The following is a 16,542-nucleotide window of genomic DNA, read 5'->3' on the forward strand; positions in this document are numbered from 1 at the left end:
CGAACACCTACAGAGGAACCTATGACGATGAAAGTCGACATTCGGAAGCTGAGTTTCATCAACGAAATGGCAAAGGTCGGCACGAACGGCGTCGCCGACAACATGAGCAAACTGACGGGCGAGGACGCCCAGATGGAGGTCACGAAGACGAACTTCATCGACGTCGACGACATCGAGAGTCAACTCGAGCCCGGGAAACGGGTCGGCGTCCGCGTCCGGCTCCTCGATCCCCCGCACGGACACATCCTGATCCTGTTCCCGGAGGCGAGCGCGAAGAAGATCACGGCGATCATGCTTCGCGACGTCGTCGACGACATGTCCGACGTCTCCGGCAAGATGGCCAGAAGCGCCGTCGAGGAGATGGGGAACATGATGGCGAGTGGCTTCATCGACGGCTGGGCCGACGTGCTCGGGCGTGCGATCGATATCGCGGCGCCACAGCTGGTGTACGCGCCGGCAGGCGACATCGTCACCCGGACGGCAAGCCTCGGCGGCGACGACCTCGCGCTGTTCTTCGACTCCGATCTGACCGTGCCGAGCTACCAGATCGAGGCGGAGATCTACGCGTTCCCGGACCTCGCAGAGTTCGTCGAGATGGTCAACGGAATCGAAGTCCAGCCCGCATGAAACTCGACGTCAACGCGCTCGGAACGTTCTATCGCATGGCTCGCGAGGGCGCGGGCCTCGCTGCCGGCCGGCTGACACACATGACCGACGTCGAGACGCAGGTCGGGGTCACGAAACTCAACTTCATGCGTGGACGGGAGATCCGCCGTGACTTCGACGACTCGAGCGAGAAGGTCGGCATTCGCGTCAAACTCACGGGGGCCATCGAGGGCTACTCGGTGGTGATCTTCGAACGCGAGAACGCCCTCCGACTCGTCGAAACCCTCCTCTCGGAGGCCGACGGCGAGGAGTTCGACGAGATGACCCGGAGCGCCGCCACCGAGGTCGGCCACATCATGAACAGCGGGTTCATCGACGGCTGGGCCGACGTCCTGGAGGCCGTGATCGACGTCTCGACCCCCGAGTTCGTCGAGGGCCAGTCGGCGGACGCGTTCTTCGGCGACATCGCGGAAGCACCCGACGACGACGACCTCGCCCTGCTCTTCCAGAGCCGGATCGAGACGGTCGGCACCGAGGTCGGGTTCAGCCACTATCTCTTCCCGAAGCGGGAGTCGATGTCCCAGCTCCTGGACCAGCTCCGGACGAGCGACGGGATCGAGTACGACAAACTCGACGGCTTCGATCGGATGGCCGAACGCGGTGCCGAGGAGGTGGCCAAGACGGCGACGACCCTGACCGGGATCGACACCAGCGTCGAGATCCGCCGGTTGAACTTCGTCTCGCTCGAGGCGATTCCCGAGCAGGTCGCAGACGAGACACTCGTCGGCGTCGCCTTCGAGTTCGACGGGATGCCGAGCGGCTATCTCCTCTTCCTGTTCGACGAGGAGTCGGCCCACGAAATCGTCGACGCGATGGTCCCGGCGGAGATCGAGGAGGACGGCTTCGGCGAGATGGGCACCAGCGCGATCACGGAACTGGGCAACATCATGGCCAGTGGCTTTCTCGACGGCTGGGCGAACGTGCTCGACACGACGATCGACCACTCGACGCCGGAGTTCATCCACGACATCGGCGCGGCGGCGGTCGATCCCGTCATCATCCAGCTCGGGGAGAACCAGGACTTCGCGTTCGTCTTCGACACCGTCGTCGTCGCGGACGGTCGTGAGTTCGACTGCGAGGTGTACGCCATCCCCGACGAAGACGACCTCGAACGGGCACTGAACGATCTCGACGTCGATCGGATCGAGGAGGCACCGACAACTGCGGAGTTCCAGGAAGTCGATAACGCATGAAGACGTACGGCACAGAACCAGGCGAACCGACGCCGGTCCAGGTTGGCATCTCCGAACTGGCGGTCAGCGAGGGCGACGACACGCTCAAGTCCTACGGACTCGGGTCGTGTCTCGCGATCGCGCTGTACGACGAAGACTCCGCGATCGGCGGCCTCGCACACACCATGTTACCCGACGGCGACAAGGCCGAAAACAGCGACGTCAAACCCGGAAAGTACGCGGATACGGCGATCCGCGCGCTCCTGCGCCGGATGGTCGAGCAGGGGGCCAGCTACACGACCGTCGAAGCCAAGATCGCGGGCGGCAGCGACATGTTCGAGTTCGAGAGCTTCGGTGACGGCGTCGGCCAGCGAAACATCGCCGCCGCGAAGGAGGAACTCGAGAAACTCGGGGTCCCGCTCGTCGCGGAGGACGTCGGCGGTGAACACGGCCGCACCGTCGAGTTCACGCCTGGATCGGGCACGCTCGTCGTGAAGACCTCCGCCGACGACGTGAACGGAGTGACGGAACTGTGAGCGACGATCGCGACGCGAGCTTTACCGCCCTGCTCGAGTACGTGGAGGACGAACTGGCGTTCGCGACGAGCCACTACAACGATAGCTACCTGGATCGACGCATCTCCTCCCGGATGCGTCGGACACAGACCGATACGTACGACGAGTACTTCGACCTGTTGTGCGAGGACGCCGACGAGCAGGAGGCGTTGCTCGATTCGATGAGCATCAACGTCACCGGCTTCTTTCGCAACCCCGACGTCTGGGCCGGCATCCGCGAGGTGCTCCGATCGCTGTCGGCGGCCACCGACACCGTCCGCATCTGGAGTGCCGCCTGCGCGGACGGTCGGGAACCGTACTCGCTGTCGATGCTCGCCCACGCCGATCCCGGAATCGACGAGGCCGGTGTGACCATCCTCGGGACCGACATCAGTACGCCGGCACTCGAGACGGCCCGATCGGGCGTCTACGAAGAGTCCCGGACCGTCGACCTGGACGATCAACTCGACTTTCTCGACGACTACCGCGAGTACGTCGACGTCGACGGCAGACGGTACGAAATCGGAACCGAGGTGAAGCAAAACGTCAGGCTCGAACGCCACGACCTGATCAACGACGAGCCAAAGTCAGGGTTCGACCTCGTCGTCTGTCGGAACCTGTTCATATACATCGACAACGCGTACAAAGAGCCCATGCTCCGGACGATTTCGCGGTCCCTCCGTCCGGAAGGGTACCTCGTCATCGGCAAGGCGGAGACGATTCCACCGAACCTCAAGTCGGCCTTTTCCGTCCGCGACGCCCGGCTTCGCATCTACCAGCGCGAATCTGCCGACGCCGAGGGCGAAGCCAGCACGGGCCGTGTAGACACCAGTTCCGGCTTCTGATACGCGTTCTTCCGCAACCCGCAACCCGATCGTCGATAGCGCCGCGCCAGTCCGTGTGCCTGCCACTCGAGACGTCGCCCCGCCGATCGACACTCTCTTCGCCGGTCGATCGGACAGAACTGGACGCTCAGCCACGACTGACGTCGAATCGATCGAGCAAAAAATGCCGACGTGAGGCGGCTGGACGGTCCGTTGCCGGCCGACTACTGGTCGCCCTCGGTGTTCCCGAAGGAGAAGACCTCGTCCGCATCGAGCGACTCGTCGGAGCGATCGTCGTCGGCTCCGGCGTCGGTCGAGTCGGCGTCCGTGGCGTCGTGGATCTCGACCGCGTCGTCGGCCGTAGAGTCGCCGCCACTGCCGAGCGGGAGTGCGTCCCCGGATTCCGATCCGATCGGCGTCGAGTCGTCCGCAGCGATCGCGTCTCCGTCCGGAGCGGCGGCCACGTCCGGGTCGGTGTCCGTGTCGAACCGGTCCAGCGCCTCCGAGAGGTGTGCGGCCTGGCTCGCGAGAGCGCTCGCACTCTCGGACACCTCGGTGAGTGCGGTCGTCTGCTCTTCGGCTGCGGCGGCCACGTTGTCGGTTTCGGTGGTCGTCTCCGCCGAGATCGTCGCGACCTCGTCGACCATGGCCACGACTTCCTGGGTCGATGCGGCCTGTTCTTCCGTCGCGGCCGAGATCTCCTGTACGCCGTTGTTGGTCTCCTCGGCGTAGTCGGCGATCTCTTCGAGCGCGTCCGCGGCTTCCTCGACAGAGTCCGTGTGTTCGGCAACGTGTGAACTCGTCTGCTGGACTTCCTCTGCGGTCCGCTCGGTCTGTTCCTGGATGCGCTCGAGGCGAGCCTCGATGTTCTCTGCCGCCTCTTTGGTCTCCGTGGCGAGATCCTTGACCTCGTCGGCGACAACCGAGAAGCCCTCCCCGGAGTTCGACGAGCGCGAGGCTTCGATGTTGGCGTTCAGCGCCAGCATGTTCGTCTGCTCGGCCACTTCGGAGATGAACTCGATCAGTTCGTCGATCTGGGCCATCTCCGCCTCGAGCCGTTCGATCTCCTCGACGGCCTGCTCTGACTCGGCTTCGATCTCGTTCATTCCCTGGATCGCCTCCCGGGCGGCCTGCTGGCCACGGCGGCCGGTCGTCGCCGTCCGCTCGGCGATATCGGCGACCTGGTTCGAGGAGGCGGCGATCTGTTCGATCGTCGTCGAGAGCCCGTTCATCTCGTGGGTGACCGACTGGAGGGACTCGTTCTGCCGATCGGCGCCGTCGGCGATCTCCTGGACGGATTCGGTGACCTGTTCCGAGGCCGACCGGACCTCCTCGCTCGAGGCCGTCACCTGCTCGGAAGCCGTCGCGACGTCGTTGGCGAACGCCTTGAGTTCCCCCGTCGTTCGTTCGATCTCGGCGATCATCTCGTTGAACTCGCGGGCGATGTCCTCCATCGCCTCGCTCTCGCTCTCTGGATCCAGCCGGGCGGTGAGGTCGCCGTCGGCACACTCGCGCATGACGTCGCTGTACGCGTCGGCTTTCGCCTCGAGGTGCTGGTTGATCCGTTCGGTCTCGGCGCGGGCCCGTTCGGCCTCCTCGCGGGCCTCGTGGGCCGTCTGGATCTTGTCCTGCAGCGAATCCCGCATGCTGGCGAAGCCGGCATAGAGCCGACCGATACTGTCGATGCGGTGTGTCCGGAAGTCGACGTCGAGGTCTCCCTCTTCCATCCGCTCGGCCTTCGAGGTCAGCCGATCGATCGACCGGGACGTGTTCCGCCCCATCACGCCGCCGACCAGCATGACGAGGAGGATGCCGGCGATCGAGGCGTAGATGCCGTAGGTCGTCACGTCGTTGACGATCCCGTAGGCGTCGGCCTGGGAGGTGTGGATCACGACGTAAAAGTTGCTGTCCTCCGTGACCTGTGCGGTCGTCGCGAGGAACTCGTCCTCGTGGCGGTCCGACTCGATCGACTGGGTCAGCGGCTCCCCCGGCGGTCCCATCTCGTACAGCGTCGGCTCGAGCGTAACCTCGTCGAAGTCGATGGCGTCGTTCTCGTAGTTCTCGAAGAACGCCTCGCCGGAGGTGTCCATGACGACGACGTCTTCCTCTCGGGCCACCGGTTCGTCCTCGGCGGCGAGGTCCTCGTTGAGCACGTCGCTCGCGTCCCCGGTGTAGACCGTGTACGTGGCACTCCCTTCGCCAGTGATCATCTCGTCGACGTAGTCGTAGACGTCGATCACGACGACGGCAACCTCTTCTCGATCCTCGCCGACGTACCCTGCGTAGAACAACACTGCCGTCTCGCCATCGTGAGCCGTCCCGATCAGTGGCTCGCTGTCGAGTCCGCCGCGTTCCTCCTCGACCGCCTCGACGTCGAGCGCGGCCCACGTCTCGTTCGCTTCGAAGATCGTCGCGCCGTCGAGTTCCTCGTTGGTACTGTGAGCGATGAGACCGGTCGTCGTATTGACGTGGTGAATGTCGTAGATGCCGTCCTCGGCCTCCTTCTCGGACTCGAGGTACGCTCCCACGTCGTCCGCGCTCGCGATTCCGCTGGCGACGTCGCTCGCGAGGAATTCGTTGCGCTCACTCCACTGTTCGATGTTCTTTGCTTCCTGTGCCGCGAGTCGTTCCTGATCGTCGTGGACCTGTCCCTGGACCTCTCCTGCGACCAGTTCCGTTCCCCCGTACCCGATCGCCCCCACGGATAGGCCCAGAAGAAGCAACACCAGCGCAAACTTGAGTGCGTAGCTTCTCCTGATGAAATCAGGTATGATACTTCGTACCGGGCCAGACATACGATACCGTAAACCTCTCGAAAAACAATAAATCCTCTGGCACGATTATCATTGGTGAGAACTATTCACGAATTTCAACGTGTATTGATAGATAACCGGACCTTACATGAAGGTGCCTCGAGTAGCTCCGTTGAATGACGGATCTCGACCTCCGCTCGTTTGCGACCCGCTACCGGGCGCTGGTCGACAGCTCGCCGCCGACCTCCCGACGGGAGACGCGTGCCTGGCTCGTCGATCCCCTCCTCGAAACGCTCGGCTGGGACGTCCACGCCGACTCGTGTCTGGCCGGCCGAGTCGTGGACGGGACCCGCTTCGAATACGTCTGTACGATCGATGCGATTCCAGCCCTGTTCGTCGCCGTCGAACCCTTCGCCGAGTCGCTGGAACGGGACCGCGCATCGGCGATTTGCCAGACGATGGCCTGGACGGGCATCGATCGAACCATCTACACGAACGGACGGCGGCTGGTACTGCTCGCTGGATCGAGCGACGTCGACCAGTTTAGCTGTCGACTCGCCGCGATCGATGACTACGAATCCTCGCTGACCCACTTCACGATCGACCGACTCGGCCGCCGTCTGGAGCGTCACTCGCGCGACCACGTCGCCCGACGGCTGGCCCTCGACCGATCGTCACTGGTCGATTCGATCGTCGACGACCTCGTGGCCGTCAGCGGGTCCACCTACGAGAACGAGTTCGAATCCGCGACCGATCGCTTCATAGAGCGGCTCGTGGCGTCGTTCGCGTCCGAGACCACCGCGCTTCCCGCAGCCGACGGCTCGGACATCGACGCGGGCGTCTCCATCCAGTTTACCGATCCCGTGGCCGGACGGGACGACCCGCCCCAGTCCGGTGACGTCCCCGCGGACGAGTCGACAGGGACGACCCAGGCGGACGCGGCGGCCGCCGACGATCGGGCCGGGAGCGACGACGCCGACGACCGTGCCGGCACCCGGGCGGGCGAGGCCGGTGGCGACACCGACGGCAGTACCGACGATGACAGCGATGGCGACGACAACGGCGGAACCGATGGCGACGACGAGTACGTCGTCCGCTTTTTCAACGATCGTGGCTCGATCGGCGCGATCGGCCACTCGACGCCGGAACGGGCGCTCGTCTACGCCGCCGAGTACTGTTTCGATCGCGGCCTCTCCGGGGTCGACCTCCCCTGGGGCCCGGACGAGGGCGAAACCGTTCTCAACGATCGGCCGGTTCACTCCGACGGCACGCCGATGACCGCCGCTGCGCAACTCTCGAACGGGCTCTATCTCAACACGGGCGGGAGCGTCGACGACCGCGCCGCCCGCGTCTCGGCGCTGGCCTCCCGATCGGGGCTCCGGGCGATGCTGACGGGCGACTGGGAGTACGACGAGGATTGAGCGGTCGCGATTGCAGGAACACGTTCGAACGGAGGGTCGTCTCGGCGTCCAGATCAGTAGTCAATCTCGGCCGTGACGATCTGGATTTCGACGTTTTCTACGTCTTCACACTTGAATGTGCCATCCTCGGGATCAGAGCCTGGATTCCAGCCGGCGCGCTTGAGTGCATGATTCCACCCCGTCTGGTAGTGCGGACTGTCGACTGTGATCGTAACATCGTCGTCTGACGTAATGCGCTCCGGTGAACCGGTTTCTGCGATCGTCAGTCCGACACCGTCAGTACTCTGGAGCGATCGCTCGCCGTCGTGGTCGAGCGTGACGATCGAGATGACGACGACCTCGTCACCACAGCGTATCCGCGGTTGTTTTGCGACCATACTCCCGTCACCACTGGCGCGAAACACGCCACCACCTTCGTAGGCGACGCTATCGGAGTCGGACTCGTACGTGAGCGAGCCCAGGTCGAACTCTCTGGTCGTGCCGTCGGTCTCGATGTCGATCGAGGTGTTCTCACCACCCGTACTGATCGTCCCGCCGCGGAGCGTCAGTTCGCCGTACCGTCGCTCGACGCCGTCGTACCGCAGGACGTCGTTGAAGTTGTCCGCGAGGGAGATCATCCCGCGTTCCGCGTTGGTGATCTGTTCGTTCTCCTGATAGCTCTCCATCGCCTGGAAGCCGGTGGTGTACAATACGGCCACCGAACTGAGGACCATCGCGAACACCAGGATGAACGCGATCACCTCCGTGACGCCCCGCTCTCGCTTCGAGTCCGTTCGTCCGATCGGTGTGCCTGGTGCGTTCATGTGTTCCCACTCTCGATCGTGATTTTATCGTTAGATCCTCCGGACGGATCGGGTTCGTAACGAATCTCGATCAGTCCACCGGAGGCCGAACTCTCGTGATCGACGTCGACGTCGACCTTCAGTGGTACGTACACCTCTACGTCGGCGCTGGAGGCGGTCAGCCGCAGACAGTCCGTTTCGTCAGTAAGCAGGGGTGCCTCGCCACAGACGCCCGACCCCGCGGTGAGTAACTCGACCCTGTAGCTCGACCCCGCCACGGTACGCGGATGCTCCGTGGTGAGCGTGACGTTCTCGTCGCTCTCGTTCGCGATCGCGTCGACGTTCGCGATCTCGCCCGCCAGCCGTTCCCCGATCGCCTCGAGCGATCGATCGGCGCTGCGATCGGTCTCGGTGTCGAGCATCGCGGCCGAACTCGTCACCAGCAGGGCGATCAGGATCGTCGTGATCCCGATCGTCAGGACGTGCGTGACGGCGATCGACATGCCGCGATCGGTGCCGGACTGGTCGGTGATCATGGGTTGGAACATTGGCGTATTAGTCCGATTCCGGACAGTCGTCCGGTTCGATTGTCAGGGTTTTCGAGTAGCTGACGTCGTTCGAGGTGTGAGTGATGGTTGCGTTGACTGCGGTCACGTTTTCGCTAGCGGCGTCGTATTCGATCGAGACACTGTCCGGGTCGACAACCGTTACTGCAGGCTTCGAGTTAGCAGTCGAATCCCGGTACAGGTCGGCGAAGTCTTCAACGCTGTCGTTCACTGCTGTCCCCAGGTTACTTGTGTCATTGTGGTTGCTGTTTGCGTCCTCGATTAGACAGCCGAGCCCCTGTTGGACCTCCGCGTCGGTCGTCGCAGCATCGCTCGCAGTCTGACTCGTCGCACTCGAGGACAGCGTCTCGGTGAAGAGGACGCCGTTGAACACGACGACGACGCCGAGAACGATGAACGCGAGCGTGATTGCGCCGATGAGGATGAGCTGTCCGCGGTCCTGAACGGTGTCGCTATCCCGACTGTTAGTTACCATATTATCACCCGTACCTCGACGAGATTGTAGATCCCACTGTCGCTGGTGTCTACCGGTGGGATCGGATACCCGTCGTCGTGAGCGTCTTCGAGGAACGATTCGTTACCTTCCATTACGGTCTGATTCTCGTACAGCGTCACGACGTGACTCGCCGTGAACGCGTCCGACGGCGGCGAGCCCTGGTAGACCAGGTGCGTACTGTCGAATCCGTCGCCGTCTTCGTTCTCGTAGACGAGTTCGACGTTGTAACTCCAGCCGTCGTTCGTGTACCGATCCTGCAGGATCGCCCCGAGTCGCGACTGGTTCGCGAACTCGTCGGGCCCGTAGGTCTGTTCGTCCTGCTCGGGACTGCTGGCCTCGGTCGCATTGTGGAACTGGCCATTATCGCCCTGGGACGAATTCCAGTTGCGGACCGTCTCCGAGAGATTCCCGTCCTGAGTGGCGACGGCGAGTGCGTCCTGTGACTCCTGCTGGAGCTGTGCCTGCACGGTCCGATCGGCCAGCCCACCGGTGGTCGGCGTGATGACGACCGCCTGCAGGGCAAAGAGGACCGCCAGCAGGAGGATCATCGCGCCGATGAACCCCTCGAGCGTGTACGCCTGGGCGCGGTCCGTCTGTCCTCTCATGCTATCACCACACCCTCACGACGAGTCGGCAGGCCGGATCGCAGTCCAGACCGTCGTCGACCGTTACGATTCGGGCGGAACTGGCCGCACTCTGGTCGTCGTACGTGTGACCGCCACTCCACTCGTCGTCGACCGGTTCGTCACCGAGCGATTCGATCGTGATATTTACCCGATCGAAAACATCGTCGTCATCGCTCGCACGGAGTCCGAGCACCGCAGTCAGATTCTCGGGTACGTCTGCGAACCGCTCCTGGTACAGGCTTCCGTTGAGTTCGTTCGGTGTCGACGAATCGGTCGTATTCTCGACGATCCGATCGGCGATCCGATCGGCCTGGGCGGTCTCGGCCCCGCCGACCGACGAGTCGTACGGCGTCACCAGCGACGGCACGTAGGAGAAGACGAACGCGACCGCGAGGATGAAGACGCCGATCCCGACGGCGAAGTCCTGCGTCGTCTGTCCGCGGTCCGACAGCGATATCGAGACCGTCCGCGGTCGACTGCGTCGCGTCCGGGATCCGGGGCTGTTTCTGCTGGTCATGTTAGGCCACGAGCGTCCAGCCGACGAGTGCGATCGTCGAGAGGATAATCACGTACTTGAGCCCGCTCAACAGGTCCGCGTCCCGGATGTAGCCGCTGATGAACCCGGAGATGATCGCCTGGAGCGTGACGGCGTGGAAGAACAACATCGACAGCATGTCGACGTCGATGTTCTCGCTGAGGTTGGCGTCCGCGAGTCCACCGCCGGCACCCCCTGCGTCGACGTCCGCACTGCCGCCTTCGAGCCCGGCCATCGTATCGATGAACTGCGTCTTGAGGATCGTGATGACCGCGAGCACCGTCATGAACGTCATGATGATGATCACGACCTGCATCCGCGTTCGGGACTTGCGTTCCCGCTCGATGTCGTCGTGGTTCTCGCTGGCGCGGGCGGCCGTCCGGAGCACGTCCGAGATCTGGTTGGACGCCTCCTGTGCCTCCGTGATCAGCCGCGTCGTTCTGGCCAGTCGCGGGATGTGGTACTTGTTGTTGAACTCGATGAGCGACTGCTTCAGGCTCATCCCGTAGTTGACCTTCGTGTGCATCATCTCGAACTCGCGGGCCAGTTTCCCGCTCGTGGTGTCCGCGACGGACTTGAGCGACTCGAGCAACGTGAGCCCGGTGTCGTTCGCACTCGAGAGTTTCCGGAGGTCTTCGGAGAGTTTGTTCACGACGGCGTTGCGGTGGCGAACGTTCCACTCCCGAAAGATCGACAGCGGGACCGCCATGATGTACAGCGGGACGTAGACGTAGATGAACGTCCCCCAGATCGGGTTGGACACCATGTCGTTCCACGAGGTCGGCGCGGACCCGGAGACCATCGCCGTCACGACGATCACCGTCGCGGTCGGAACGGTCAACAGGAGCGTCAACAGCGGGTTGTCACGGAAGAAGATGTGCGGCCGCTTGAGGACGCTCACGGTCTCGTGAGTGCCCTCGCGGTTCTTGATGCGATCGAAGACGCTGTACTCGCCGGTGAACTGTTCGACGAGACCGAGGTTGAGCAGTCCCCGGTCGGTGGCGCTCTCGACCCGTCGATCGCCGCTCCCGAGCGTGAGGTAGCCGTCGCCGGGTTCGTCGTGTTTGACCGTCGAGACGAGGACGATGAACCCGACGCCCGTCAGCGGGATCAGCCCGTAGACGGTCATGTACAGCATCTGGTCGGTCACGTCCGCGCCCGGGATCATCTGCATGATGACCATGATGATGATCAGGAGAAGCGGGAACAGCGACAGCGTCATGTACATCTCGCCGAACAGTTCGAGCGTCTCGAGGGTTAGCTCCTGCTCCTGTTTGGCGGTCCGCATGTGCTTTTCTTTCTTGTCCTCGAGGAAGCTCTCCATGTCCCCACCGCTGTTGACGATCGAGAGCATGTCGGTCAGGAACTGCGAGAGTTCGTCGCTCGGCGTCTCGATCGCCTGTTTGCGTATCGCCGTCCGGTAATCGACGTCGAAGTACTCCGTCTCCTTGACGATGCTCTGGAACTCCTTTGCGACCTCGCCGTAGGTATCGTCGGCCTGGGCCATCGCCTCGATGATCTCCAGTTGGTTCAGACCGCCGACCGACAGCGCGTACATGAACGAGACGGAGTCGGTCAGGAGCATGTTGATCTCGCGCTTGCGGGCCGAGGCACGCGAGTAGGGAACCGCGACCAGCGATCCGAAACCGAGTGCGAACCCGATCGTTCCGAAGAACAGGCCCGTGAACAGGACGAGCGCCGGAACACGGAGCATTTCGATGAGTTCGAGGACCGTCTGGCTCCCGACCGGAATGCCGAGGATCTCGTCGACCTGGACGATCCCGGTGGCGAACAGCCCGTAGCCGAGCATCAACCCGATCAGCCACAGACCGAGCCCCGCGATGAACCCGATCCCCAGCGCACGCGAGAGGTAGAGTTCGACGGTATCGGTCATCCGCGCCTGCGCGAGTTTCTTCTCCAGGTCGGAGACGAACTCGCTCTCCTCGCCGAACAGCCGATCGTACAGCGGATAGAATCGCTCGCCGAGTGCGTCGGATCCCGTCGAGACGCCGGTCCCCCCGCTATCGTCGGTTTGCAGGCTCATGTGTCGCTCTCCTCGTCACCGCCACCGAAGATGCCGTCCTCGCTTTCCTCGTTCGCCTCCTCGCCCTTGAAGATCGAGTCGTCGTCCGCGTCGTCGAACAGTGATCCGCCGCCGTCCGAGTCGCCGTCTTCGTCCGCGTCGTCGGCGAACGGTGACCCATCGTCGGTGTCGTCGAACAGTGATCCACCGTCGTCTCCGTCGTCCGCGTCGTCGCTGAAGATCGACTCCGAGTCCTCACCGAATATCGACCCGTCTTCGGCGGCGTCTCCCTCGTCGGCGGCATCGGTACCGTCTACAGACCCGGACGCGTCCGCGGTCGACTCGGCCGACCGATCGGCCACTGGATCCGTTTCGGTGTCCGCACCGGACACTCCGTCGCCGCTCGCGTCCTCGCCGTCCGTCGACGGCGGATCGGACGATTCGGCGCCCGGCGGTGCGGCGTCGGTCCCGGCGGAGTCGTCGCTCGTCGGATCGTCCGTCTCCGTTCCGTCGCCGAGTTCGATCGTCGGGGGCGTCGCGTCGTCCCCGGTCGGGTCGTCGTCCGTCGCCGAAGTCGCGTCGGTGACGTCATCGGGTGCCGTCGCGTCCGGTTCCTCGTGATCGATCGCCGATCTCCCAGCCGTCTCGCCGCGGTCGGCCGACCCGGTGTCGGCCCCTGACGGGGCGTCCGGTTCGGTCGCGTCGGTGCCCACATCGGGGGCCTCCGACTCGAGTTGGTCGCTAAAATCCGTATTCGACGGTTCGTCCTCGGCGCTCGGATCGAAGATCGAGTCGAGATCGTCGTCCGGAAACATCGCGTCGAACCCGGACGTATCGGGCTCCGTGTCGGTGCCGGTGGTCGCCGCGGGCGCGTCGCCTCCGGAGTCGTCCTCCATCCGATCGAGCGTTTCGCCCATGTCGTCGAACAGCCCGCCGAGATCACCCTCTTCGGCGTCGTCGGAGGGTCGGACCTCCGGTTCGTCCCGATCGACCGTGTCCGGGAGCGTCACGGATTCGTCGGTGGTGCCGTCGGCCGTCCCGACGTCGCCGGTCGATCCACCGCTGGCTGCGGCAGGCGACTCACTTGCATCGGCCCCGGCCCCGGCACTCGCCGTCGCTTCCGCCCTGGCCGGGTCCGGTTCGGTGTCGTCGCTTCCGATGTCGAAGCCGGTGTCGTCGTCGAGCCACGCCGGTTCGTCGTCCCCGGCGTCGGTCGTCCCGGCACCGAAGTCGGTTGCGCCGTCGCCGAGTTCCCACTCGTTCGCGCCGACGTCGTCGTCGACGGCACCGGCGAAGTCGAACTCCTCCGTCTCCGCGCTATCGACCTCGATCGTGCTCTCTTCTTCCACGTCGCCGAGCGCGCTCGCGAGGCCGCTCGGGACTTTCCCGCGGTACTCGTCGAACAGCGACTCCTCGGCCCGTTCGAGAATGTCCATCGAGAGGTTGTACGTCTCCGAGGTCGCATCCGGTCGCGGGACGAGTTCCTCTTTCTCCTGGTCGACGTCGATCAGCACGCTCTCCATCTCCCGGAGATCCTCGAGACTGTCCTCCAGTTGCCCGTTCGCGATGAGTGTGAGGATCGTATCCGGATCGTTGATAAAGGCCTGGACAGTCGCGGCGACCTCCGCGTACGTGTTCAGTTCGTTCCTGATGAGGTACGCGAGGATCACCTCCCGCTTGAACAGTTCGTCCTCGAGTTTCTCCGAGTTCCAGCCACGATCGAACTGGATCTCTTCTAAGGTGTTGGAGTCCCCCATCTTGAGGAACTCGTCGGTCTCGGCCTGCCACTGGTAGACGTCCTGGACGTTGATCTCGTCGTGTTCGGCCTCGTAGTGGTTGATTTCGGTCAGCGACTTGTTCCGGCGGACCTTGTTCCCCTGGACGCGGGTCTGGGTCTGGATCGAGACCAGGTCCAGCGCGGTGAACATCGTCTTCGAGACGTTGATCGGGTCCGTCGTGAACCGCTTGAGCACCTCGTCGACCGAGTCGGCGTGGAACGTGGTGTAGGTGGTGTGGCCCGTCGACATGACCTGGAACAGCGTCCGGCCCTCCTCGCCACGGATCTCACCCATCACGATGTAGTCGGGTCGCTGGCGCAGTGCGGCCTCGAGCAGGTCGAACTCGTCGACGTCACCCTGCTCGTCGTCGGCGAAGGAGGGGCGCGTGACGCTCGCGATCCAGTTTCGCTGTGGGAGTTCGACCTCGCGGGTGTCCTCGATCGAGACGATCTTCGCGCTGGACGGAATAAAGAGGGAGACGGCGTTCAGGCTCGTCGTCTTCCCGGACGCGGTACCTCCGGCGAAGATCAGGCTCTTGTGGTTCTCGATACAGAGCCAGAGGAACGCCATCTCGTCCAGGCTAAAGGTGTTCCAGTTGATGAGGTCGATCGGGGTGAACGGGACGTCCTTGAACTGCCGGATCGTGTAGTTGGTCCCGTGGTCGGACACCTCCTTGCCCAGCGTCAACTGGGCGCGCGAGCCGTCCGGGAGGGTCGCGTCGACCTGCGGCAGCCGCTTACTGATCCCCTTCCCGGAGCGCTGGGCGAGTTTGACGACGAAGTCGTCGAGTTCCTCCTCGCCGTGGTAGATGTTCGAGATGATCTGCTCGTACTCCGAGTGATAGACGAAGACCGGCGAGTTGTAGCCGTCGACGGAGATGTCCTCGACGTTGATGTCATGTTTGATCCCGTCGATCCGCTCGTAGCCGATGAAGTTGCGCTTCAGGAGGTACAGCAGTTTTTCGACCTGGTATTCGTTCAGCGTATCCGGATCGTCTTCGAGGATCGCCGGCTCCGGTCGGACCTCGATCCCCTCGAGCTGACTCGGTCCGACCTCGACCTCCTCGTCGTCCCCGTCGTCGTCAAGCAGGTTCCGCATCGTCTCGAGGATGCCGGTCGTCGCCTCGCTCGAGGTTTTCTCGAAGAGGTCGTACCGCTTCAGGAGTCGACGCGTCTCCTCCTCGATGACGTCGCGTCGTCCGTCCTCGGTCGCTTTCTCCTTGATCCCCTCCTCGGAGTACTTGATCGCCGTCCTGAGTTTGCCCGAGAGGAACTCCTGGAGTTCCATCTCGATCTCGTTCTGGTACGGCTCGATCATGTAGTACTTCTTCTCGTTTTCCTTCTCCGAGTGGAAAATAACGACGCAGGCGTAGGGTTTGTTCACCCAGTAGCGCTCGACCTCCTGGAAGTGGGTCTTCTTGTCCATCGGCACCGCCTTCTCGAGATCGTAGCGGTTGGTGACGGTGGTGTTCCCCGCGGCCGTCGAGAAGAACTCGTCCTCCTCGAGGTCCTCCTCGACGTTGACCGTCCGTTCCTCGACCACGTCGTCGAGTTCCATCGCGATGTCGTCACCGATCGAGAGGCGGTCCTCGAGCGTGTCGGGGTCGAAACCGAGCGCCTCCTCCTCGTCGTGACGAACGATCTCTCCGTCACTGTCGCGGGGTCGACTGCCGTCGTCCTCGTAGTAGTACTCCCACTTGTAGTGTTCCCACGTGTAGACGTCCTTGACGACCGGCGTCGTCTCGGGATCGACGTAGTCCAGAAATTCGTCCCAGAGAATCTCGGCGTTCGGTTTCGCGGGATCCGCGATGAGAGACTCGAGCCTGTCCGGATGAAATCCCAGGTAGGATTCGGGATCGAACTCGACCCGGTTCCAGTCCTCTCCCTGCGGAACCGGATCGATCGCGCCGTCGGTGTCGAGCCCGAGCTGATCCCCGGCGGGCCGATCGTCCGGATAGAGTTCCGAGACTTCGTCACCGTGTCCGTGTTCCTCCATGAAATCCGCCCACGTGTACTCACCGACGCGAACGCCCGTGTCCGACGCGTGGGATCGTTGGTCCTCCGACACAGAGTGGGACGCCTCGCCCTCAGAAAATTGCCCGGCATCCGCCTGGTCGGCGTCGTCAATAGCCATTGAAACCACCCTATCCCTCACCCTTCAAAAAATTCATGTACACATTACCACTTCTGATAATCCCGGGGACGGCGGACCGAACCCGTGCGTTCCGCCGTCCGGTCCTCCCGTGACCTGATACGTTCATGAGGGAGGCATACGAACCCCCGGTAAATAATTTCTAGTGTCTATGGTATTAGATTCATTACAATATCGAAACCGTCTGTATCGGTT

General features: G+C 63.3%; 13 protein-coding genes. 5 read left to right on the plus strand and 8 right to left on the minus strand.

The features are described from left to right. Positions 1 to 21 precede the first annotated feature (21 nt). From MUN73_RS00585 to MUN73_RS00600, 4 genes are read left to right on the plus strand one after another with little or no spacing between them, the layout of a single operon-like run. Positions 22 to 627: a chemotaxis protein CheC gene (locus MUN73_RS00585; protein WP_250138511.1), complete on the plus strand. Its 606-nt coding sequence runs from the start codon at positions 22 to 24 to the stop codon at positions 625 to 627. Then, positions 624 to 1,859, plus strand: a complete 1,236-nt coding sequence (locus MUN73_RS00590) for a chemotaxis protein CheC (RefSeq protein WP_250138512.1) — start codon at positions 624 to 626, stop codon at positions 1,857 to 1,859. Before MUN73_RS00585 ends, MUN73_RS00590 begins: the two co-directional genes overlap by 4 nt. After that, entirely contained in the window at positions 1,856 to 2,374 is a 519-nt protein-coding gene (locus MUN73_RS00595) for a chemotaxis protein CheD (protein ID WP_250138513.1), read from the plus strand. The genes MUN73_RS00590 and MUN73_RS00595 overlap by 4 nt, the downstream gene beginning before the upstream one ends. Further along, a complete protein-coding gene (locus tag MUN73_RS00600; protein ID WP_250138514.1) occupies positions 2,371 to 3,237 on the plus strand; it encodes a CheR family methyltransferase in 867 nt (288 codons plus the stop codon). The genes MUN73_RS00595 and MUN73_RS00600 overlap by 4 nt, the downstream gene beginning before the upstream one ends. A 203-nt stretch (positions 3,238 to 3,440) precedes the next feature. Here the strand turns inward: MUN73_RS00600 and MUN73_RS00605 are convergent, their stop codons facing one another. Then, positions 3,441 to 5,918, minus strand: a complete 2,478-nt coding sequence (locus MUN73_RS00605) for a methyl-accepting chemotaxis protein (protein ID WP_250138515.1) — start codon at positions 5,916 to 5,918, stop codon at positions 3,441 to 3,443. Between the two features lie 227 nt (positions 5,919 to 6,145). On the opposite strand from MUN73_RS00605, the gene MUN73_RS00610 reads away from it, so the two are divergent. After that, entirely contained in the window at positions 6,146 to 7,390 is a 1,245-nt protein-coding gene (locus tag MUN73_RS00610) for a hypothetical protein (protein ID WP_250138516.1), read from the plus strand. Between the two features lie 53 nt (positions 7,391 to 7,443). Here MUN73_RS00610 and MUN73_RS00615 read toward each other — a convergent pair whose 3' ends face one another. From MUN73_RS00615 to MUN73_RS00645, 7 genes are read right to left on the minus strand one after another with little or no spacing between them, the layout of a single operon-like run. Further along, a complete protein-coding gene (locus MUN73_RS00615; protein WP_250138517.1) occupies positions 7,444 to 8,193 on the minus strand; it encodes a DUF7289 family protein in 750 nt (249 codons plus the stop codon). After that, positions 8,190 to 8,720, minus strand: coding sequence for a DUF7266 family protein (locus MUN73_RS00620; RefSeq protein ID WP_250138518.1), 531 nt, complete (start codon positions 8,718 to 8,720; stop codon positions 8,190 to 8,192). Before MUN73_RS00620 ends, MUN73_RS00615 begins: the two co-directional genes overlap by 4 nt. Positions 8,721 to 8,727: 7 nt before the next feature. After that, positions 8,728 to 9,213 (minus strand): DUF7261 family protein, encoded by a 486-nt coding sequence (locus MUN73_RS00625; RefSeq protein ID WP_250138519.1) that lies wholly within the window; start codon positions 9,211 to 9,213, stop codon positions 8,728 to 8,730. Next, positions 9,207 to 9,839: a DUF7288 family protein gene (locus MUN73_RS00630; RefSeq protein WP_250138520.1), complete on the minus strand. Its 633-nt coding sequence runs from the start codon at positions 9,837 to 9,839 to the stop codon at positions 9,207 to 9,209. The genes MUN73_RS00625 and MUN73_RS00630 overlap by 7 nt, the downstream gene beginning before the upstream one ends. Positions 9,840 to 9,843: 4 nt before the next feature. Then, positions 9,844 to 10,377, minus strand: a complete 534-nt coding sequence (locus tag MUN73_RS00635) for a DUF7287 family protein (RefSeq protein WP_250138521.1) — start codon at positions 10,375 to 10,377, stop codon at positions 9,844 to 9,846. Between the two features lies 1 nt (position 10,378). Next, positions 10,379 to 12,439 carry a type II secretion system F family protein gene (locus MUN73_RS00640; RefSeq protein ID WP_250138522.1) on the minus strand — a complete coding sequence of 687 codons (2,061 nt, stop codon included), beginning with the start codon at positions 12,437 to 12,439 and terminating at the stop codon, positions 10,379 to 10,381. After that, positions 12,436 to 16,329 (minus strand): ATPase, T2SS/T4P/T4SS family, encoded by a 3,894-nt coding sequence (locus tag MUN73_RS00645; protein ID WP_250138523.1) that lies wholly within the window; start codon positions 16,327 to 16,329, stop codon positions 12,436 to 12,438. Before MUN73_RS00645 ends, MUN73_RS00640 begins: the two co-directional genes overlap by 4 nt. Positions 16,330 to 16,542 lie beyond the last annotated feature (213 nt).

The organism is Halosolutus amylolyticus (assembly GCF_023566055.1).
Classification (GTDB): Archaea; Halobacteriota; Halobacteria; order Halobacteriales; family Natrialbaceae; genus Halosolutus; species Halosolutus amylolyticus.